Raw genomic sequence first — 14,409 nt, forward strand, 5'->3', positions numbered from 1 at the left:
CTTTGTCGTCCCCTGATCTGCGTTGCGCTCGACTACGAGTCTGCATCGACTCCGCGGAGGCGCGACATGCCGGCTCATTCCCCCAACCTTCCTGCCGCCTCGCGGCGCCCCTTGGCCGCCCGGCTGGCCGCTGGACTGTGCGCCGCGCTGCTCGGTCCCATCGCAGCGGCCGCCGATGTGCTCGTCGTCACCGACAGCCATCATCCGGTGCAGGCCCCGGCCGGCGTGCGGGTCATCGAGCTGGACCAGGCCACGCGCATCGAGGTCGAACTCGCCGCGCACCTGCCGGCCGACCCCCAACAGGCCGAGGCCCTGGTGCGGCAGCGGTTGCATGACGGCGGCGAGGCCCTTCAACGCCGCATCGGCCACGCCTACCAAGGTGTCGCGGATGCCTGGGGACTGGGCATCGCCAAGATTCCCGACGTGGTGGTCGATCGACGCTACGTGGTCTATGGCGAGCCCGACGTGTACCGCGCCGTCGCGCGCATCAACGCCTACCGGAGCACGCAGCCATGAGCCTCCCGCTGGCACGCCGGCGCCTGCGCGCCACCGCCGCCTCGCTGCTGCTGAGCGCGGCCACGTCGACGTTCGCCCTGGACACCGCCACCATCGTCTCGTCGGCACTGTCCCCCGACTGCCTCGAATACCGCGTGGTCGGAATCTGCTACTGGCTGTACTGCACGCCCTTCGGCTGCTCGGTGCGCACCTCCGTCAAGGTGCGCCACTACGTCCCCGATGCGGTGGTGTCGAGCTACTCGAACACCGGCGAAAACCCGTGGCTGGAAGTCCGGGCGATGAGCATGCCCAACCCGACCGCCAAGGCTGGCGGTGACGGCACGACCAATCACGACAACGAGAACAACCTCGCCAAGTTCAAGAACGCCGATGTCATCGGCCATCCGGCCGGGATGGTGTTCAGCCAGTTCGCCAGCGCCTCCGGCTACACCTGCGAAGGCGCTGGCACGGCCTTCATGCCGTATCTGCTGAGCACGCTCGACACGATCGCCTGGCGCTACAACATCCCGGAAGCGTTCTACCCCGAAGCGCTCATCCCCGGCCGGCGCGAAATCGGTACGCGCACCGGCCTGAACCTCTGGGGCAACGTGTATCCCCGCGGCGGCTTCTTGCACCAGACCGACGACCACAAGAGCGGCGCCGTGGTCGCGCAGCGCGCCGGCGACATCGTGACGCGCCGCAACCAGATTCACGTGTATCAGCCCCTGCTGGCCAACGCCCGCGACGGCTACTGGCCGGCCGGCGCGCTGATGGAGACCGACACCTCGACGGGCAAGTGGCAGGAGCTGACGCCCACGCTCTCGAACAGTTGCGTGGTCTTCCCGCACAGCCGCACCCGCGTGCAGGCGCAGCAGGGCGACTACGCCTGGGCCTTGTGGCGGCCGTACTCCTGCTGCCGGCGCCGTGGCCAGGTCTTCCTCGGCAGCGTCGATTTCATGTGAGGAACCCACGATGACCGCATCCCTCCCTGACTTCCTGCGCCGCGCGAAGTCGCCCCTGCGGGCCACGCTGCTCGTGGCGGCCATCACGCTGGTCGTCGGCGTCGCCTGGGCGCAGACCCGCATCGATCCCAATGGCGTGAACGTCAGCGGCAGCGTGATCGGCGACGACGTGCTCTACAGCATTGGCGGCGGCCGGGCCGTGTCGATGGGTGGTGCCGGCAACATGCAGAGCATCGGCGTGGGGATCGGCTGGAACAGCAACCTGATCTGCGGCGACATGAGCATCACCACGACGCTGCAGAACCAGCTCAACGGCATCACCAACGGCTTCCAGACGATCATGAGCAACGTGATCCAGAACGCCACCAGCGCCGTGGCCTCGCTGCCGGCCCTGATCATCCAGCGCGCCGACCCGGGCCTGTACAACCTGCTCACCAACGGCATCCTGCAGGCGCGCCTGGACTTCGACCGCTCGAAGATGACCTGCCGGGCCATCGCCAATCGCATGGCGGACATGGCCGGCGGCCAAGCCGGCTGGGACCAGCTCGCCGAAGGGATGGCGCTGCGGGATGCGGTCAGCAGCACCGATGCCGTCTCCGCCATCGAGCAGGCCGAGTCCAACAAAGGAAACAACGGCGTGCCCTGGGTCGGCGGCGGCAACGCGGGCGGCTCCGGTCAGAGTTCGATCAAGGTGGTCGGCGATGTGACGCGCGCGGGCTACAACCTGCTCAACGGGCGCAGCGCCACCGATACCTCGTCGATCGCGCGCAACGCCTGCGGCAACCGCCTGACCTGCCAAACCTGGTCGTCGCCTGGCGCGGCCGCGGCCTTTGCGAACCGCGTGCTGGGCGAACGCGAGCAACGCACCTGCGAAAACTGCACGAAGACCCAGACCACGCCTGGCGTCGGGCTCACGCCAGTGATCCAGGAAGAGTACGAGACCAAGCTGCAGGTGCTGCAGGAGCTGGTGACGGGCGCCCGGCCGACGACGCTGGCCAATCTCGACGCAGCCGGCAGCAGCTCGCTGCCGATCACCCGCGGCGTGATCGAGGCCCTGCGCGATGAACCCGACCAGGACGTGCTGGGCCGCCGCCTCGCGTCCGAGGCGGCGCTGTCCAGCGTGCTGGAGAAGGCCCTGCTGCTGCAACGCACGTTGCTGACCGGCAAGAAGGAGCCGAACGTCGCCGCCAACGAGTTGGCCGTGCGGGCGGTCGAGCAGGAGAACAGCGCGCTGGAGCAGGAGATCAACAACCTCAAGACCGAACTGGAGCTGCGCCGCACGCTGGCCGGCAACTCGGCGATGGCGATCATCCAGCGCCACAGCACCCGCGCTGCCGGTTCGCGCGGCGTCTTCGAGGGCGACACCACACGCGACCGTCTGCGGGAAGTCCAGAAGCCGCGGAGCGGTACGCCATGAGCCGGCTGGCCTGGCTGCGGCTGCCATGGCTGTTCAACCGCCGCGTCGGCGTGGCGCTGCTGTGGACCTTGCTAGTGGTCGCCGCCGCGGTGGCGGTGAACATCGCCGGCATCCACGTGGTCGGCGGCGTCGAGGACTGGCAGCACTGGCTGCAGGCGCACGCCGGCCACTTCTTCGTGTGGCGGCTGTGCCTCTACGGGGCGACGGCCTATGGCTGGTGGTGGATGCGCCGGCGCCTGCTGCGGCGGGAGCCGTCCCGCGAGACGCATCAGCGCCTGCTGCGCACGGAGACCGCGGCCGTGATCGCCGTGGTCGCACTGGAAGCCAGCCAACTGTTGCGGCACGGCTGAGACCGGGAGACAGGCATGACGCTCTACACCACGGACTACCTGGAGTATTACCTGACCCTGGTGGCTTGGGTGGTCAACAACGGCATCTGGAACATCCTCGTGGCCAGTGGCGTGTTCGCGCTGCCGTTCGTGGCCATCGTGATCCAGGAATGGCTCAAGGCCCGCAGCGAAGGTGCGGACGAGGGCAACAAGGGCGTGCTGTCGTCGATGCGCATCGAGAACCGGGTGTGGGTGGCGATCGTGGTCATCATGTTCGCCGGCATCCCGTTCATCCCGGTGGATCTCGCCACGATCAAGTTCGACACCACGCGCTCCGCACAATGTCAGGTCAGCGTCCCGCTGCCCAACGACACGGGCTGGGCCAACGTCTATACCACGCTCGACAACCAGAGTGCGCTGGTGCCGGTGTGGTGGTTCTTCATGCACGCCATCTCGAAGGCGGTCACCGGCGCCGCGGTGGCGGCGATTCCCTGTGGCACGGACCTGCGTCAGATTCGCATGGAAGTCGATGCCACGCGCATCGACGATCCGGTGCTGGCACAGGAGGTCGCCGACTTCACGCACGACTGCTACGGGCCGTCGCGCGCCAAGCTGTTCATGAACCGGCCGACGCTCTCCGACGAGCAGGTGAACGACGTGACTTGGATTGGGTCGAGCTACTTCCTCGACACGGCCGGCTTCTACGACATCTACCACTCCCGCACGCCGCGCACGGCCTGGCCGTACGACGCGACCCGCGATGCAGGGCTGGCACAGGTGGACAGCGGCGGCGGCTATCCGTCCTGCCGACAGTGGTGGGCCGATGGCGACCAGGGGCTGCGCAGCCGGCTGCTGGCACAGGTCGCCCCGGACCTGCTGACCCGCGTCGGGCGCTGGGCGGGCTTCCTGTCGCAGAGCGAGGTCAATGACTCGGTGATCCGCGCCGTCGTCTCACCGCGACAGCAGAAGATGAACCAGGGCACCGTCTACACCGATTACGGCGGTCAGATCGACAAGACGCTGCCGAACGTCGTCACGCGCGGCGCGGGCGACCTGGGGCTGACCGTGGGCTCGCTGGCCTTCTTCCCCGCGATGGACGTGGTGCGCCAGGCGCTGCCGATGGTGCTGACGATGCTCAAGATGGCGCTCGTCATTTGCATCCCGCTAGTGCTGCTGATCGGCACCTACGACCTGAAGACGGTGATGACGGTGAGCTGCGTCCAGTTCGCGCTGTTCTTCGTGGACTTCTGGTTCCAGCTCGCGCGCTGGATCGACAGCACGATCCTGGACGCGCTCTACGGCTGGGGGTTTGGCGCGGACAGGCCGCACGCCAACTTCGATCCGCTGATCGGCTTGAACAACGCTTTCGGCGATATGCTGCTGAACTTCGTCATGGCGATGATGTTCATCGTGCTGCCGACGTTTTGGGTGATGGCATTGGCTTGGGCAGGCGTGCGCACGGGAAATATCGTGCAGGGGTTGTCCACCGCCACGTCGGACGCCAAGGGCGCTGGGGGGCGTGGCGCTGGCATGGCAATGAGCGCCGTATCGAAGAAGTGACCGCCGTTCAGTCGTCGTCGGTCACATGCGGGTCGATGCGCCAGTCGCTCTTGTCATAAAGCCCGAAGCCGTTGGGGCCTTCCCTCCACTCGGGTTGCGGTTCCTCTTGATCAGGGTCGTCGTGCTGCACGAACCATGCAGCAGTCACCGCAAAGGCAAGCAGCAGGGCCAGCCAGAACGCGGAGTAGAGCAGCGCACCGAGCACGGCGAGCTTGACGATCCAGAGCACCGCCGTCGCCGCGCCTGCGGGCAGCCCGCGCGTCACCAGCCAGCCGGCGACACGCTGCTCGCGGCGCAGGTATCCACGCCAGGCACGTCCAGCCCCCCGGCCCAGCCGGTGGCTCCAGCGCCCGTTGTGCGTGTTGGTGGTCATGCTCATGTGCCTCGGCTTCAGTGGTGCCTCACCTCATGGAGCGGCCGGTTGTGGCTTGCCCTCCAGCATAGACCGCGATCAGGAGGGCGGGTTGCGGCTGGCAGAGCCGGGTCGGCCTGGGTCGCAGGTCGATTAGATTCTGCACTATAAATCAAACCTTATGCTACTTTCCATGCACGTTCCTGCGATAGCTCTAGGGGCTGATTGGATTCCGTGCTATTTTTATAGCATGGATGGAAATTCTAGGCACCAGATAATCAAGCGGCTGCAGGCGGGACTTCCCCGCGGGGCGCCGTTCGACCTTGCCACCCTGAGCCAGTTCGGGGTGTCGCCCCAGCTCGCCGCCCACTATGCCGACGGTGGGTGGCTCGTGCGCCTGGCCCATGGCATCTATGCCTTCCCGAACGATGAATTCGGGGTCTACGGTGCGCTGAAGTTCCTGCAACAGCGCGTGCCCGGCCTGCACGTCGGCGGCAAGAGCGCCCTGGCCCTGCAGGGCGTGCGGCACAACCTGGGCAGCCGGGAGACGCTGGTGCTGTGGGGCGACGGTCGCTTCGCGTTGCCGGCCTGGTTCACCTCGCGCTTTCCGGCCCGCTACGTCCACGCCCGCCTGTTCGACTGGCCGGACACGGCGCTGGCCAGCAAGACCCTAACCACGCCGCCTGGCCTGCCCGAGGATCTGCGGGTGGCTGCCTCCGAGCGTGCCGTTCTGGAACTGCTGTACGAAGCCGGCGTCAAGCAGAGCCTCGAAGAGGCCCGCAACCTCTTTGATGGACTGCGTTCCCCCCGCAAGGACTTGCTCGGACAACTGCTGTCCTGCTGCACCAGCGTGAAGGCCGTGCGCCTGTTCCTGACCTGGGCGCGCGAGACCAGCCTCGTGGATGTCGATGCCCTGCTGGAGCAGTACCCGGTTCGCACCGGCAGCAACACGCGCTGGATGAGCCGGCTCGATGACGGCACCTTGCTGAGCCTGAGACCTCATGGATAAGACCTACGCGGACACCGTTCGCCTGCTGCTGGCCGTCGCGCCCGAAGTGTTCGCCAACGACATCTTCGCCATGAAGGGCGGCACGGCCATCAACCTCTTCGTGCGGGACATGCCGCGCCTGTCGGTGGACATCGACGTGGTGTACCTGCCGTGGCAGACGCCGCGCGACGAAGCGCTGCAAGCCATCAACCAGGAGCTGGCCGCCATCGCCACGCGCGTTGCGCCACTGGGCGTGCAGACACGCCTGGTTCGCGCCAAGGACCTGGGAGACACCAAGCTGATCGTCGAGAACGACGCCAGCCAGGTGAAGATCGAGGTCAATGTCGTGTTCCGCGGCAGCGTGCTGCCCGTCGAGCGGCGGCCGCTGAGCGCCAAGACCAGCGATCTGTTCGGCGTCGAGTTCGAGCTGCCGGTTCTGGCACCGGACGAGCTGTACGCCAGCAAGCTGGTGGCCGCGCTGGATCGACAGCACCCCCGCGACCTGTTCGACGTGTGGCAGCTCTACGAATCGGGCGACATCAGCGACGGCATGATCGAGTGCTTCGTGATCTATTTGGCGGGCCACAACCGGCCGCCTCACGAAGTGCTGTTCGGCAACGACAAGGACATCGCCGGCGAGTACGAGCGGGCCTTTGTCGGCATGACCGAAGTGGACTGTTCCCTGGAGACACTGCTCGACGCTCGCGGCAGGCTGCGGCGCGAGCTGCCACAGCGACTGAGCACCGCGCACAGGCGGTTTCTGAGCGGGCTGGCGCGCGCAGAACCGGACTGGTCGCTGGTGCAGTGCCAGCACGCCGCGCAACTGCCGGCACTGCGCTGGAAGCTCGCCAATCTCGAAACCTTCCGCAAGCGCCGTCCCGACGACTTCGCAGCGCAATCCGCCGCCCTCGACACCGGCTTGGGCCAGAGCTGACGAACATCCCGCAGCGCCCCAATGCCGGGATTGCCCCATGCCGCATTCATCGTGGCACCCGCGAAGCAGCGGCCCTATACCCAAAGGCTTCCGACAAAGGCCAAAGGGCTGGGAAGGGGCAAAGGAAGGGCGCCAAGGGGAAAGGCCCTATCCTGAAAAGGCCAAAAGGCGCCCCGAGCAGCCCGTCATCCGGGGTTCGCCATGCTCTCGCTGTTCCAGCGCAAAAGGGTGCCACCCGCCGCCGGCACACCGCCCGCCTCCGCTATCGAAACTCAGAAAGGGTCGATGCGGCCGGAGTCGGCCGCATCGCTGCTGGCCACGCCGCGCCGGCAGAAACTGCTGGAACACATCTGGCAGCGCACATCGCTCTCGCGCCGGCAGTTCGCCACGCTCTACCTCGCCCCACTGGAGCGCTACGCCGAGCTGGTCCAGCAGTTCCCGGCCTCCGAGAACCACCACCACGCCTATCCGGGCGGCATGCTGGACCACGGCCTGGAGATCGTCGCCTATGCGCTGAAGCTGCGGCAGTCATACCTGCTGCCTGCGGGCGTCACGCCGGAGGCACAGGCGGCCCAGGCCGAAGCCTGGACCGCAGGCACGGCCTACGCGGCCCTGCTGCACGACATCGGCAAGATTGCGGTCGATCTGCACGTCGAACATGCCGACGGCAGCGTCTGGCATCCCTGGCACGGCCCGCTGCGAAAGCCCTACCGCTTCCGTTACCGAAAGGAGCGCGAGTACCGCCTGCACAGCGCCGCCACCGGGCTGCTCTACGCGCGCCTTCTCGATCGGGACATCTTCGACTGGCTCAGCGGCTATCCCGACCTCTGGGCCGCGCTGCTGTACGTGCTGGCCGGCCAGTACGAGCACGCCGGCACGCTCGGCGAACTGGTCGTGCAGGCCGACCAGGCATCGGTCGCCCAGGAACTCGGCGGCGATCCCAGCAAGGCGCTGGCGGCGCCCAAGCATGCGCTGCAACGCAAATTGCTCGACGGCTTGCGCTACCTGCTCAAGGAAGAATTCAAGTTGAACCAGGCCGGTCCGGCGGACGGTTGGCTGACCCAAGACGCTCTGTGGCTGGTGAGCAAGACCGTCTCCGACAAGCTGCGCGCCCATCTGCTGTCGCAGGGCATCGACGGCATCCCGGCGAGCAACACGGCGGTGTTCAACGTGCTGCAGGATCACGGCATCGTGCAACCGACGCCGGATGGCAAGGCGATCTGGAAGGCTACCGTCACCAGCGACGCCGGCTGGTCGCACGCCTTCACCTTCCTGAAACTCTCGCCGGCGATGATCTGGGATGCCGCTGACCGGCCGGCGCCGTTCGCAGGCCGTGTGCAGGTCGAGGAGGAACAGGCGGAGCCGCAGGCGCCGGCGGTGGCCGATGGGCCGCGCGCCGAAGGCATCGAAGCTGCATCCGCGAGCGCGGCGCCGATCGCATCCACAGCCACGGATGCCGGCGTGGCCGCGCTGCTCGACCTGCTGGGCGACACCGCTCCACCCGCGACACCGGAGATCCCGAGTTCCCCTGTTGCCGAGCCCGAGCCGGCCCCTTCGACCATGCCCCCGCCGCAGATGGGCCTCGCGCCTTCCCAGGATCGCGCGGAGCCCTCTGGGGCGCACTTCATGGCCTGGCTGCGTCAGAGCGTCCAGACGCGCAAGCTCATCATCAACGACGCCAAGGCCCTGGTGCATACCGTCGCCGGTACGACCTACCTCGTCAGCCCCGGCGTGTTCCAGCGCTACGCGCAGGAGTACCTTCAAGTCGCCGCCCTGGCCAAGCAGGAGAAGCTGGAGGGGTGGCAGTGGGTGCAGAAGCGCTTCGAGAAGCTGGGACAGCACCGCAAGCAGCCGAGCGGGCTGAACATCTGGACCTGCGAAGTCACGGGGCCGCGCAAGTCGCGCCGGCTGCACGGCTACCTACTCGCCAGCCCGGATGCGCTGTTCCAGGAGACGCCGCCAGACAACCCATACCTGCGGCTCCTCAACGAGGCCGCAAAGCGCGAAGATTCAGCCCTTGGGGGCAAGGACGACGATCAGGCGTAAGGCATGCGACCGCTGTGCGGGCCGGCTTCAATCTGCGGATGGGGCCGACTCCGCCAGCTTGGCTTCGGTCAGAGTCATCAAGTGGGCGGAACTGCATTTCAGCGCACGGGCAATCTTGAGGATGAGAGGGAGCGTGGGGACATGCTCGCCGCGCTCGATCTTGCCCATGTGCGACCGTTCGATGCCGGCCATGTGGGCCAGCGTTTCCTGAGCGATGCCCTGGTTGGTTCTTTCTTCCCGCACGGTAGCCCCAAACGCGATGGCTGGTTCCGCTTCGTAGGTAGTGGTGCCGGTGGGGCGGCCCCTTTGGATCGAACGCTTTGGCATTGCCAAGAGCGTCGAACACGGTCACGATTTAAACCACGTTAAACTTAACTCATTCAACGGCTTCGAGATCAGTTGCCACGAGTTCACCGCCTGGGGGGAGCTGGACGTGGAATCGAGTGACATCACCGCCGAAATTCGCATGGCCGTCCTCGGCGAATGGGTGCCTCCGCAGCTCGCCGACGTGCTCGCCCTGCAGCGTGCCGAAGAGCCGGAGACCCATGCCATCCTGGCCGGCTGGACAGATCCCGGTCGAGGCGCGGAGATGCCGGACGACGGCTTCGACTTCGCCTTGTCTGCGGTTGCCCGGCAGTGGCCTGGCTGGGTATGCGAGCCGCTGTGGCATGACACGCTGGCGGTCGCCGTGGCCAAGCGCTCCCACCTGCTGGCCTACCGTGAAGTGCCGTGCGGTGAAGTGCTCAAGCAGCCCTTGATCTGCTCGCAGTCCACGGCCGATGAACCATGGCGCATGACCGTGCAGCGCGTGTTCGAGAACGCGCTGCAGGAGCGGGAGCAAACGGTGGAGACATTCGATGTGGCGATGACGCTGGTTGCCGCCGGGTACGGGATCGCCATTGCGCCCGCCGCGAGACTGGCGAGCTACCTACGCCGAGGCATCGCCGTGCGGCCGCTGGCCGGCGCACCAACGATCGTGATGGCTTACCTGCTCCGTCGCAACGCCTCTTTGTCAGACCCCCAGGCAAGATTCGCCCGCCGCGCGCGCTTGGTGTCCTGACAAGCACGCAGGGATCGCGGTTTCGCCACGATCCCGCATTCCTGAACGATCAACGCCGCCGGTTCGTCGTGACCGTTGGTCCGACAACATGACCAACCGGCCGACCGGAAGCGACCCTGAACCGACATCCACGGCCCTGAATCCGGCGTCACGAAGCGGTCGGCCCGGCACGCCGGTCGCCCCGTGGACGGCACACGCGGGTAGACGGTAGTCAGCGCGATGGAGGCGCAACGCGCGGGTTAAGACCGTGCGGCCTAGCCGCCCGCTCCCAGAGGCGGTTTGTGGCAGCGACGACTTCGTTGCGACCACCGCCGGCAAGAGCGGTTCAATCGGGATCGGTTTGAAGGAGCGGCGCACGAGGACAGGGCCTCTTCATCCCGATCACTCAAGCCATGTGGAGCTTCACATTTGCCGCCGCGGACAGCTCGTCAGCCAGGCAATTTCGCCGCCAGCAGCTCGATCTTCTCGATGTTAGGCGGTGTACTGAGCAAGGCGGCTGCGTTCGCCATCAACGCGGCGGCGATCTGGCCGTGCAGGTGAGCCTCGCGGCCGGCCTCGTCCGCAAAAGCGTCAAAGACGCCGAACGTTGATGGGCCGAACTTCAATGCGAACCAGGCGGTGGTGCCCGATTCGGCGTTGGCGAGCGGCAACGCGCTTCTCAGAAAGTCGGCAACGGCGGCTTCCTGGCCAGGCTTGGCTTCAAGGCGGACGAACAGGGCGAACTTGGTCATGGAGTGATCCTCTGGTTGAACGGGTGAAAGCGTTGGCGAGTCCGAAGTCTCGGGTGCGACGGCAGTTTTTGCGAGTGGCAGGAATGACAACATTGATATCATTTCCGCCATGAATCTGCACCTTCTTGTTCTCGATGGCGTGTTCGACCTGGGTCTTGCTGCACTCATGGACACGCTGAGCACGGCCAATGAACTGGCAGGCTCGCTCGCACAGGCGCCGCCGCCCATCAACGTCACGTTGGTCGGCGTTCGGCGTCGCGTGCGCACCGCGCACGGTCTGGCGGTACCGGTCGTGCCAGTGCACCGCGTGCAAAACCCTGACGTTGTTCTGGTGCCCGCACTCGGCGCCAAGATGCCAGACGCACTCGCCGCGCGTCTCGCGCATGCGGACGTGGCCGACGCGGTCGTCGCGTTGCAGCAATGGTCAAGCGCCCGCGCGGCCGCTGGCGCCGCCTGCACTGGCACGTTCTTGCTGGCGGAAAGCGCGCTGCTAGATGGCCAGCGCGCCACAACTTCGTGGTGGCTGGCGCCAATATTTCGGCAGCGCTATCCGCACGTGGTGCTCGACGAGTCCCGCATGCTTGTGAATTCGGCCGGCTTCACCACGGCCGGCGCCGCCTTGGCTCATCTCGACCTGGCATTGAGCGTCGTGCGCAGCCGTAGCCCAGCGCTGGCGGCTCTGGCGGCGCGATACCTGCTGGTAGAGGCCCGCGGCTCGCAAGCTGAGTTCGTGATCCCCGATCACCTGGCCCATGCCGACCCAGTGGTCGAGCGCTTTGAGGGCTGGGCCAGGCAGCAACTCGCGCACGGGTTCTCTCTCGCCGATGCGGCCATCGCAGCGGGCGCCAGTGAACGCACCTTGGCGCGGCGCGTGCAAAGCGTATTGGGCAAGACACCCCTCTCGTACTTCCAGGATCTGCGCGTCGAGCGTGCGGTGCATCTGCTGCGAACCGGCAGCGAGAGCGTCGACCAAATCGCCGCACAGATCGGCTATTCCGACGGTGTGACCCTTCGCAACCTGTTGCGACGCAAGCTGGGCCGCGGCGTGAGGGAGTTGCGTGCACGTGCCTGATCGGCGCCGCGTGGTGCAGCTCAATGAAGTGCCCGAATGCTGCCGGTACTGAACGTCTGCAGATGGCCGGCTGCCGCCGCTAATCATGATCACCGATCTTCCTGTTCAGATCGCTGGACCGGTTAGTCCAATGAACTGGAATACGCACTAGGCGACCCCGACTCGCGGCAAGGTCCATTCGCTCTCCTTCACGGCTGTGCTCACTGCCATGACGAGCTTGTCGAGATTGCCGGCCGTCACGCCCTCCAGTGCCGAACGCCCCCGCAGCATCGAGCGCGGTTGCAGCAGTGCATGGTAGAGCTGCCAAGGGTCCGCACCCCTGGTCAGCTTGAGGACGGACTGGATCAGCTCGTGCCTGAGTGGGTCGAGGTGCCAGTCCGGCACGCGCTGGCCGCGGTTGCCCACGTTCAACGCCAGCAAGTTGCCCGCCTTGATCTCGTAGCTGATCCACCTGCGGGACTTGCCCGCCATCTTGGCAAACGCCGCGACGGGAAGGTTGTGCGGCGCTTCGAAGACATCGAACAGCTCCATCCTCTCGCGCTGAATGTCCGAGGGCACCAGCGGCGCGGCCGATCGAGGGGGCGGAACCGCCGGCAGCCGATGTGTGGCGGCAGAAACCAACGGCATGGCGTCACCCGGCTTCGTCACGAGCAGGATTGGCGAAGCGGCAACCGGCGTGGAGGGTGCGCTTGCGGTTTGCTCACTCGGGAATGCGGGCACGCCTTCCAGATGCACGGTGAGCGGCATGCTGGCTGCCTCGACCTGGTTCTGCTCGAAGAGGTCGAGCCGATCGGCCCAGTCCTGCATCATGCGGCGACGCTGCTCCACGTACTCGGCATGGTTGTAGGTCGCGCTGACCTTGTTGGGATCGACATGCGAGAGCTGTGCATCCACCCAGACCTTCGGGTAGCCGACCTCGTTGAGCGCAGTGGACATCGTGCCGCGGATGCCGTGCCCCGTCAGGCGTTCCTGATAGCCCATGCGCTTGAGGGCACCATTGAGCGTGTTCTCGCTGATGCGCTTCTTCAAGTCGCTGTCGTGCCGGAACAGGTAGCGCTGGGCCGGCTTGAACTCATCCAGCAGGTGCCGGACGATCTCCATGGCCTGAATCGACAGCGGCACGATGTAGGGCGGGATGTCCTTCGGCTGCTGCCGCTTCTTGCGCATATCCAACTGGAGTTGCTTCACGACGTCGGGCGGGATGATCCACAACCCACGGTCCAGATCGAATTGATCCGGCATCGCCTGTCGCAGCTCGCCGGTTCGCACGCCGGTCAGCAGCAATAGCCGCAGCCCGAGCTGGGTCTGCCGCCTGCCGCGATAGCTGCGCAGCCGCTGCAACAGCTTCGGCAGCTCGGCCATGCGCAGGAACGGGTTGTGGTTGACGGGTGGCAGCGGCAGCGCCACCACATCGAGATCGGAGGCAGGGTTCTGCTCCAGGCCCGGCACGATCACCAGCGCGTAGCGGAACAGTTGGTTGAACCAAGTCCTGACTTTCTCGGCGACGGAGAGCGCCTTGCGCTTCTCGATCTTGGCGATCACCTCCAAGAGGTCGGGACGCTTGATCTCATAGACCGACCGCTTGCCCAAGGCGGGCAGCACATCCTTGTCGAAGATGCGCGGAAGTATCGAAAGGGTCGTCTGCCGGCCTTCCTTGAGGCTGAGCCCGCGATGCTTGAGCCACTTGCGATACACCGCCTCGAAGGTGTTTTCGTCGGCGAGCCGGACAGCGGTGCGCTTCTGCTTGCGGTGAACGCGAGGATTGGTGCCTTTGGCCAGCAGGGCGCGCGCTTCGTCGCGCAGGCTGCGGGCCTCGCGAAGCGTCACCTCCGGGTAGGTGCCGAGAGACATCCGCTTCTGCTTGCCCGCCCAGTAGTAGCGGAAGTGCCAAGTCCTGCCCCCTGCAGCCGTGACGGCCAGGGAGAGGCCATCCAAGTCAGGGAGGGTGTATGCCTTGCCAGTTGCCTTGGCCTGTCGAACGGCCAGGTCTGAGAGTGCCATGCTCTTGCTCCTGAACATGAGTCAGGAACCAGATGCTGGTCACGTCGACCTCGCCCCTCCATCAACAATCCGGAATCAGCCGCGCCCGCAAAAATGGACTTGTTTGTGGACTTAAAAGTCCCGGCTGTAGGCGGATCGCAGTGGACCGCGGCAGAACGTCAAAGAGAGGAAAAGTCTTTGTGTGGCAACGACTTGCAGAATCTCTTGGACTTCTGCGGAAGTCCGCAGAATGATGCAGTGGAGCGGGCGATGGGAATCGAACCCACGTCTTGAGCTTGGGAAGCTCAGGTCCTACCATTGAACGACGCCCGCAAAGTCGGTGGATTCTAGCGCACTGCCGCGTGCTTTCCGGGCAACCGTGCGTTCTGCGACGGCCGACGTCCAGCCTGTCCTGCCAGCACATGGGTTCGTGGGCATTTCTGACCATCGGGCAATAGGAGCAAGCGCTGGCAGCTACGAAAA

At 66.1% G+C, this 14,409-nt stretch carries 14 protein-coding genes and 1 tRNA gene; 10 read left to right on the forward strand and 5 right to left on the reverse strand.

Annotation, left to right across the window (positions count from 1 at the left end; translation table 11 throughout):
• Positions 1-66: 66 nt before the first annotated feature.
• From BV908_RS11665 to BV908_RS11685, 5 genes are read left to right on the forward strand one after another with little or no spacing between them, the layout of a single operon-like run.
• Entirely contained in the window at positions 67-516 is a 450-nt protein-coding gene (locus BV908_RS11665) for a TIGR03757 family integrating conjugative element protein (RefSeq protein WP_103738216.1), read from the forward strand.
• Positions 513-1,457, forward strand: coding sequence for a TIGR03756 family integrating conjugative element protein (locus tag BV908_RS11670; RefSeq protein WP_103738217.1), 945 nt, complete (start codon positions 513-515; stop codon positions 1,455-1,457). Before BV908_RS11665 ends, BV908_RS11670 begins: the two co-directional genes overlap by 4 nt.
• A 10-nt stretch (positions 1,458-1,467) precedes the next feature.
• Positions 1,468-2,874, forward strand: a complete 1,407-nt coding sequence (locus BV908_RS11675) for an integrating conjugative element protein (protein ID WP_103738218.1) — start codon at positions 1,468-1,470, stop codon at positions 2,872-2,874.
• On the forward strand, positions 2,871-3,224 hold the full coding sequence (locus BV908_RS11680; protein WP_103738219.1) for a hypothetical protein: 354 nt from the start codon (positions 2,871-2,873) through the stop codon (positions 3,222-3,224). The genes BV908_RS11675 and BV908_RS11680 overlap by 4 nt, the downstream gene beginning before the upstream one ends.
• A 15-nt stretch (positions 3,225-3,239) precedes the next feature.
• Positions 3,240-4,763: a conjugal transfer protein TraG N-terminal domain-containing protein gene (locus tag BV908_RS11685; protein ID WP_103738220.1), complete on the forward strand. Its 1,524-nt coding sequence runs from the start codon at positions 3,240-3,242 to the stop codon at positions 4,761-4,763.
• 7 nt (positions 4,764-4,770) lie between these two features.
• Here the strand turns inward: BV908_RS11685 and BV908_RS11690 are convergent, their stop codons facing one another.
• Positions 4,771-5,142 carry a DUF3742 family protein gene (locus BV908_RS11690; protein ID WP_031642510.1) on the reverse strand — a complete coding sequence of 124 codons (372 nt, stop codon included), beginning with the start codon at positions 5,140-5,142 and terminating at the stop codon, positions 4,771-4,773.
• Positions 5,143-5,365: 223 nt separating this feature from the next.
• On the opposite strand from BV908_RS11690, the gene BV908_RS11695 reads away from it, so the two are divergent.
• The 3 genes from BV908_RS11695 to mobH all read left to right on the forward strand — a co-directional run bounded on the left by BV908_RS11695 (position 5,366) and on the right by mobH (position 9,083).
• Entirely contained in the window at positions 5,366-6,124 is a 759-nt protein-coding gene (locus BV908_RS11695; RefSeq protein WP_023093102.1) for a type IV toxin-antitoxin system AbiEi family antitoxin domain-containing protein, read from the forward strand.
• Complete coding sequence (locus tag BV908_RS11700; RefSeq protein WP_011805398.1) at positions 6,117-7,037, forward strand: nucleotidyl transferase AbiEii/AbiGii toxin family protein; 921 nt, start codon at positions 6,117-6,119, stop codon at positions 7,035-7,037. Before BV908_RS11695 ends, BV908_RS11700 begins: the two co-directional genes overlap by 8 nt.
• A gap of 201 nt (positions 7,038-7,238) precedes the next feature.
• Positions 7,239-9,083 (forward strand): MobH family relaxase, encoded by a 1,845-nt coding sequence (gene mobH, locus BV908_RS11705; protein ID WP_103738222.1) that lies wholly within the window; start codon positions 7,239-7,241, stop codon positions 9,081-9,083.
• A 27-nt stretch (positions 9,084-9,110) separates the two neighbouring features.
• Here the strand turns inward: mobH and BV908_RS11710 are convergent, their stop codons facing one another.
• The gene (locus BV908_RS11710) at positions 9,111-9,410 is read right to left on the reverse strand and encodes a helix-turn-helix transcriptional regulator (protein WP_031285717.1); all 300 of its coding nucleotides are present in this window, start codon (positions 9,408-9,410) and stop codon (positions 9,111-9,113) included.
• Between the two features lie 106 nt (positions 9,411-9,516).
• On the opposite strand from BV908_RS11710, the gene BV908_RS11715 reads away from it, so the two are divergent.
• Positions 9,517-10,143 (forward strand): substrate-binding domain-containing protein, encoded by a 627-nt coding sequence (locus tag BV908_RS11715; protein ID WP_031285718.1) that lies wholly within the window; start codon positions 9,517-9,519, stop codon positions 10,141-10,143.
• A 428-nt stretch (positions 10,144-10,571) separates the two neighbouring features.
• Here the strand turns inward: BV908_RS11715 and BV908_RS11720 are convergent, their stop codons facing one another.
• A complete protein-coding gene (locus BV908_RS11720) occupies positions 10,572-10,874 on the reverse strand; it encodes an antibiotic biosynthesis monooxygenase (protein ID WP_103738223.1) in 303 nt (100 codons plus the stop codon).
• A gap of 109 nt (positions 10,875-10,983) precedes the next feature.
• On the opposite strand from BV908_RS11720, the gene BV908_RS11725 reads away from it, so the two are divergent.
• Positions 10,984-11,946, forward strand: a complete 963-nt coding sequence (locus BV908_RS11725; RefSeq protein WP_103738224.1) for a helix-turn-helix domain-containing protein — start codon at positions 10,984-10,986, stop codon at positions 11,944-11,946.
• Between the two features lie 147 nt (positions 11,947-12,093).
• On the opposite strand, the gene BV908_RS11730 is transcribed toward BV908_RS11725, so the two are convergent.
• On the reverse strand, positions 12,094-13,947 hold the full coding sequence (locus tag BV908_RS11730) for an integrase arm-type DNA-binding domain-containing protein (protein WP_023436238.1): 1,854 nt from the start codon (positions 13,945-13,947) through the stop codon (positions 12,094-12,096).
• Positions 13,948-14,185: 238 nt separating this feature from the next.
• A tRNA-Gly gene (locus BV908_RS11735) sits at positions 14,186-14,259 on the reverse strand.
• Between the last annotated feature and the right edge of the window lie 150 nt (positions 14,260-14,409).

It is taken from the genome of Diaphorobacter sp. LR2014-1 (assembly GCF_002916785.1).
GTDB classification, from domain to species: Bacteria; Pseudomonadota; Gammaproteobacteria; order Burkholderiales; family Burkholderiaceae_C; genus Diaphorobacter; species Diaphorobacter nitroreducens.

Coding starts and splice junctions, on each gene's coding strand:
- BV908_RS11665 (WP_103738216.1), top strand. CDS start 67: ATGCCGGCTCATTCCCCCAACCTTCCTGCCGCCTCGCGGCGCCCCTTG.
- BV908_RS11670 (WP_103738217.1), top strand. CDS start 513: ATGAGCCTCCCGCTGGCACGCCGGCGCCTGCGCGCCACCGCCGCCTCG.
- BV908_RS11675 (WP_103738218.1), top strand. CDS start 1,468: ATGACCGCATCCCTCCCTGACTTCCTGCGCCGCGCGAAGTCGCCCCTG.
- BV908_RS11680 (WP_103738219.1), top strand. CDS start 2,871: ATGAGCCGGCTGGCCTGGCTGCGGCTGCCATGGCTGTTCAACCGCCGC.
- BV908_RS11685 (WP_103738220.1), top strand. CDS start 3,240: ATGACGCTCTACACCACGGACTACCTGGAGTATTACCTGACCCTGGTG.
- BV908_RS11690 (WP_031642510.1), bottom strand. CDS start 5,142: ATGAGCATGACCACCAACACGCACAACGGGCGCTGGAGCCACCGGCTG.
- BV908_RS11695 (WP_023093102.1), top strand. CDS start 5,366: ATGGATGGAAATTCTAGGCACCAGATAATCAAGCGGCTGCAGGCGGGA.
- BV908_RS11700 (WP_011805398.1), top strand. CDS start 6,117: ATGGATAAGACCTACGCGGACACCGTTCGCCTGCTGCTGGCCGTCGCG.
- mobH (WP_103738222.1), top strand. CDS start 7,239: ATGCTCTCGCTGTTCCAGCGCAAAAGGGTGCCACCCGCCGCCGGCACA.
- BV908_RS11710 (WP_031285717.1), bottom strand. CDS start 9,410: ATGCCAAAGCGTTCGATCCAAAGGGGCCGCCCCACCGGCACCACTACC.
- BV908_RS11720 (WP_103738223.1), bottom strand. CDS start 10,874: ATGACCAAGTTCGCCCTGTTCGTCCGCCTTGAAGCCAAGCCTGGCCAG.
- BV908_RS11725 (WP_103738224.1), top strand. CDS start 10,984: ATGAATCTGCACCTTCTTGTTCTCGATGGCGTGTTCGACCTGGGTCTT.
- BV908_RS11730 (WP_023436238.1), bottom strand. CDS start 13,947: ATGGCACTCTCAGACCTGGCCGTTCGACAGGCCAAGGCAACTGGCAAG.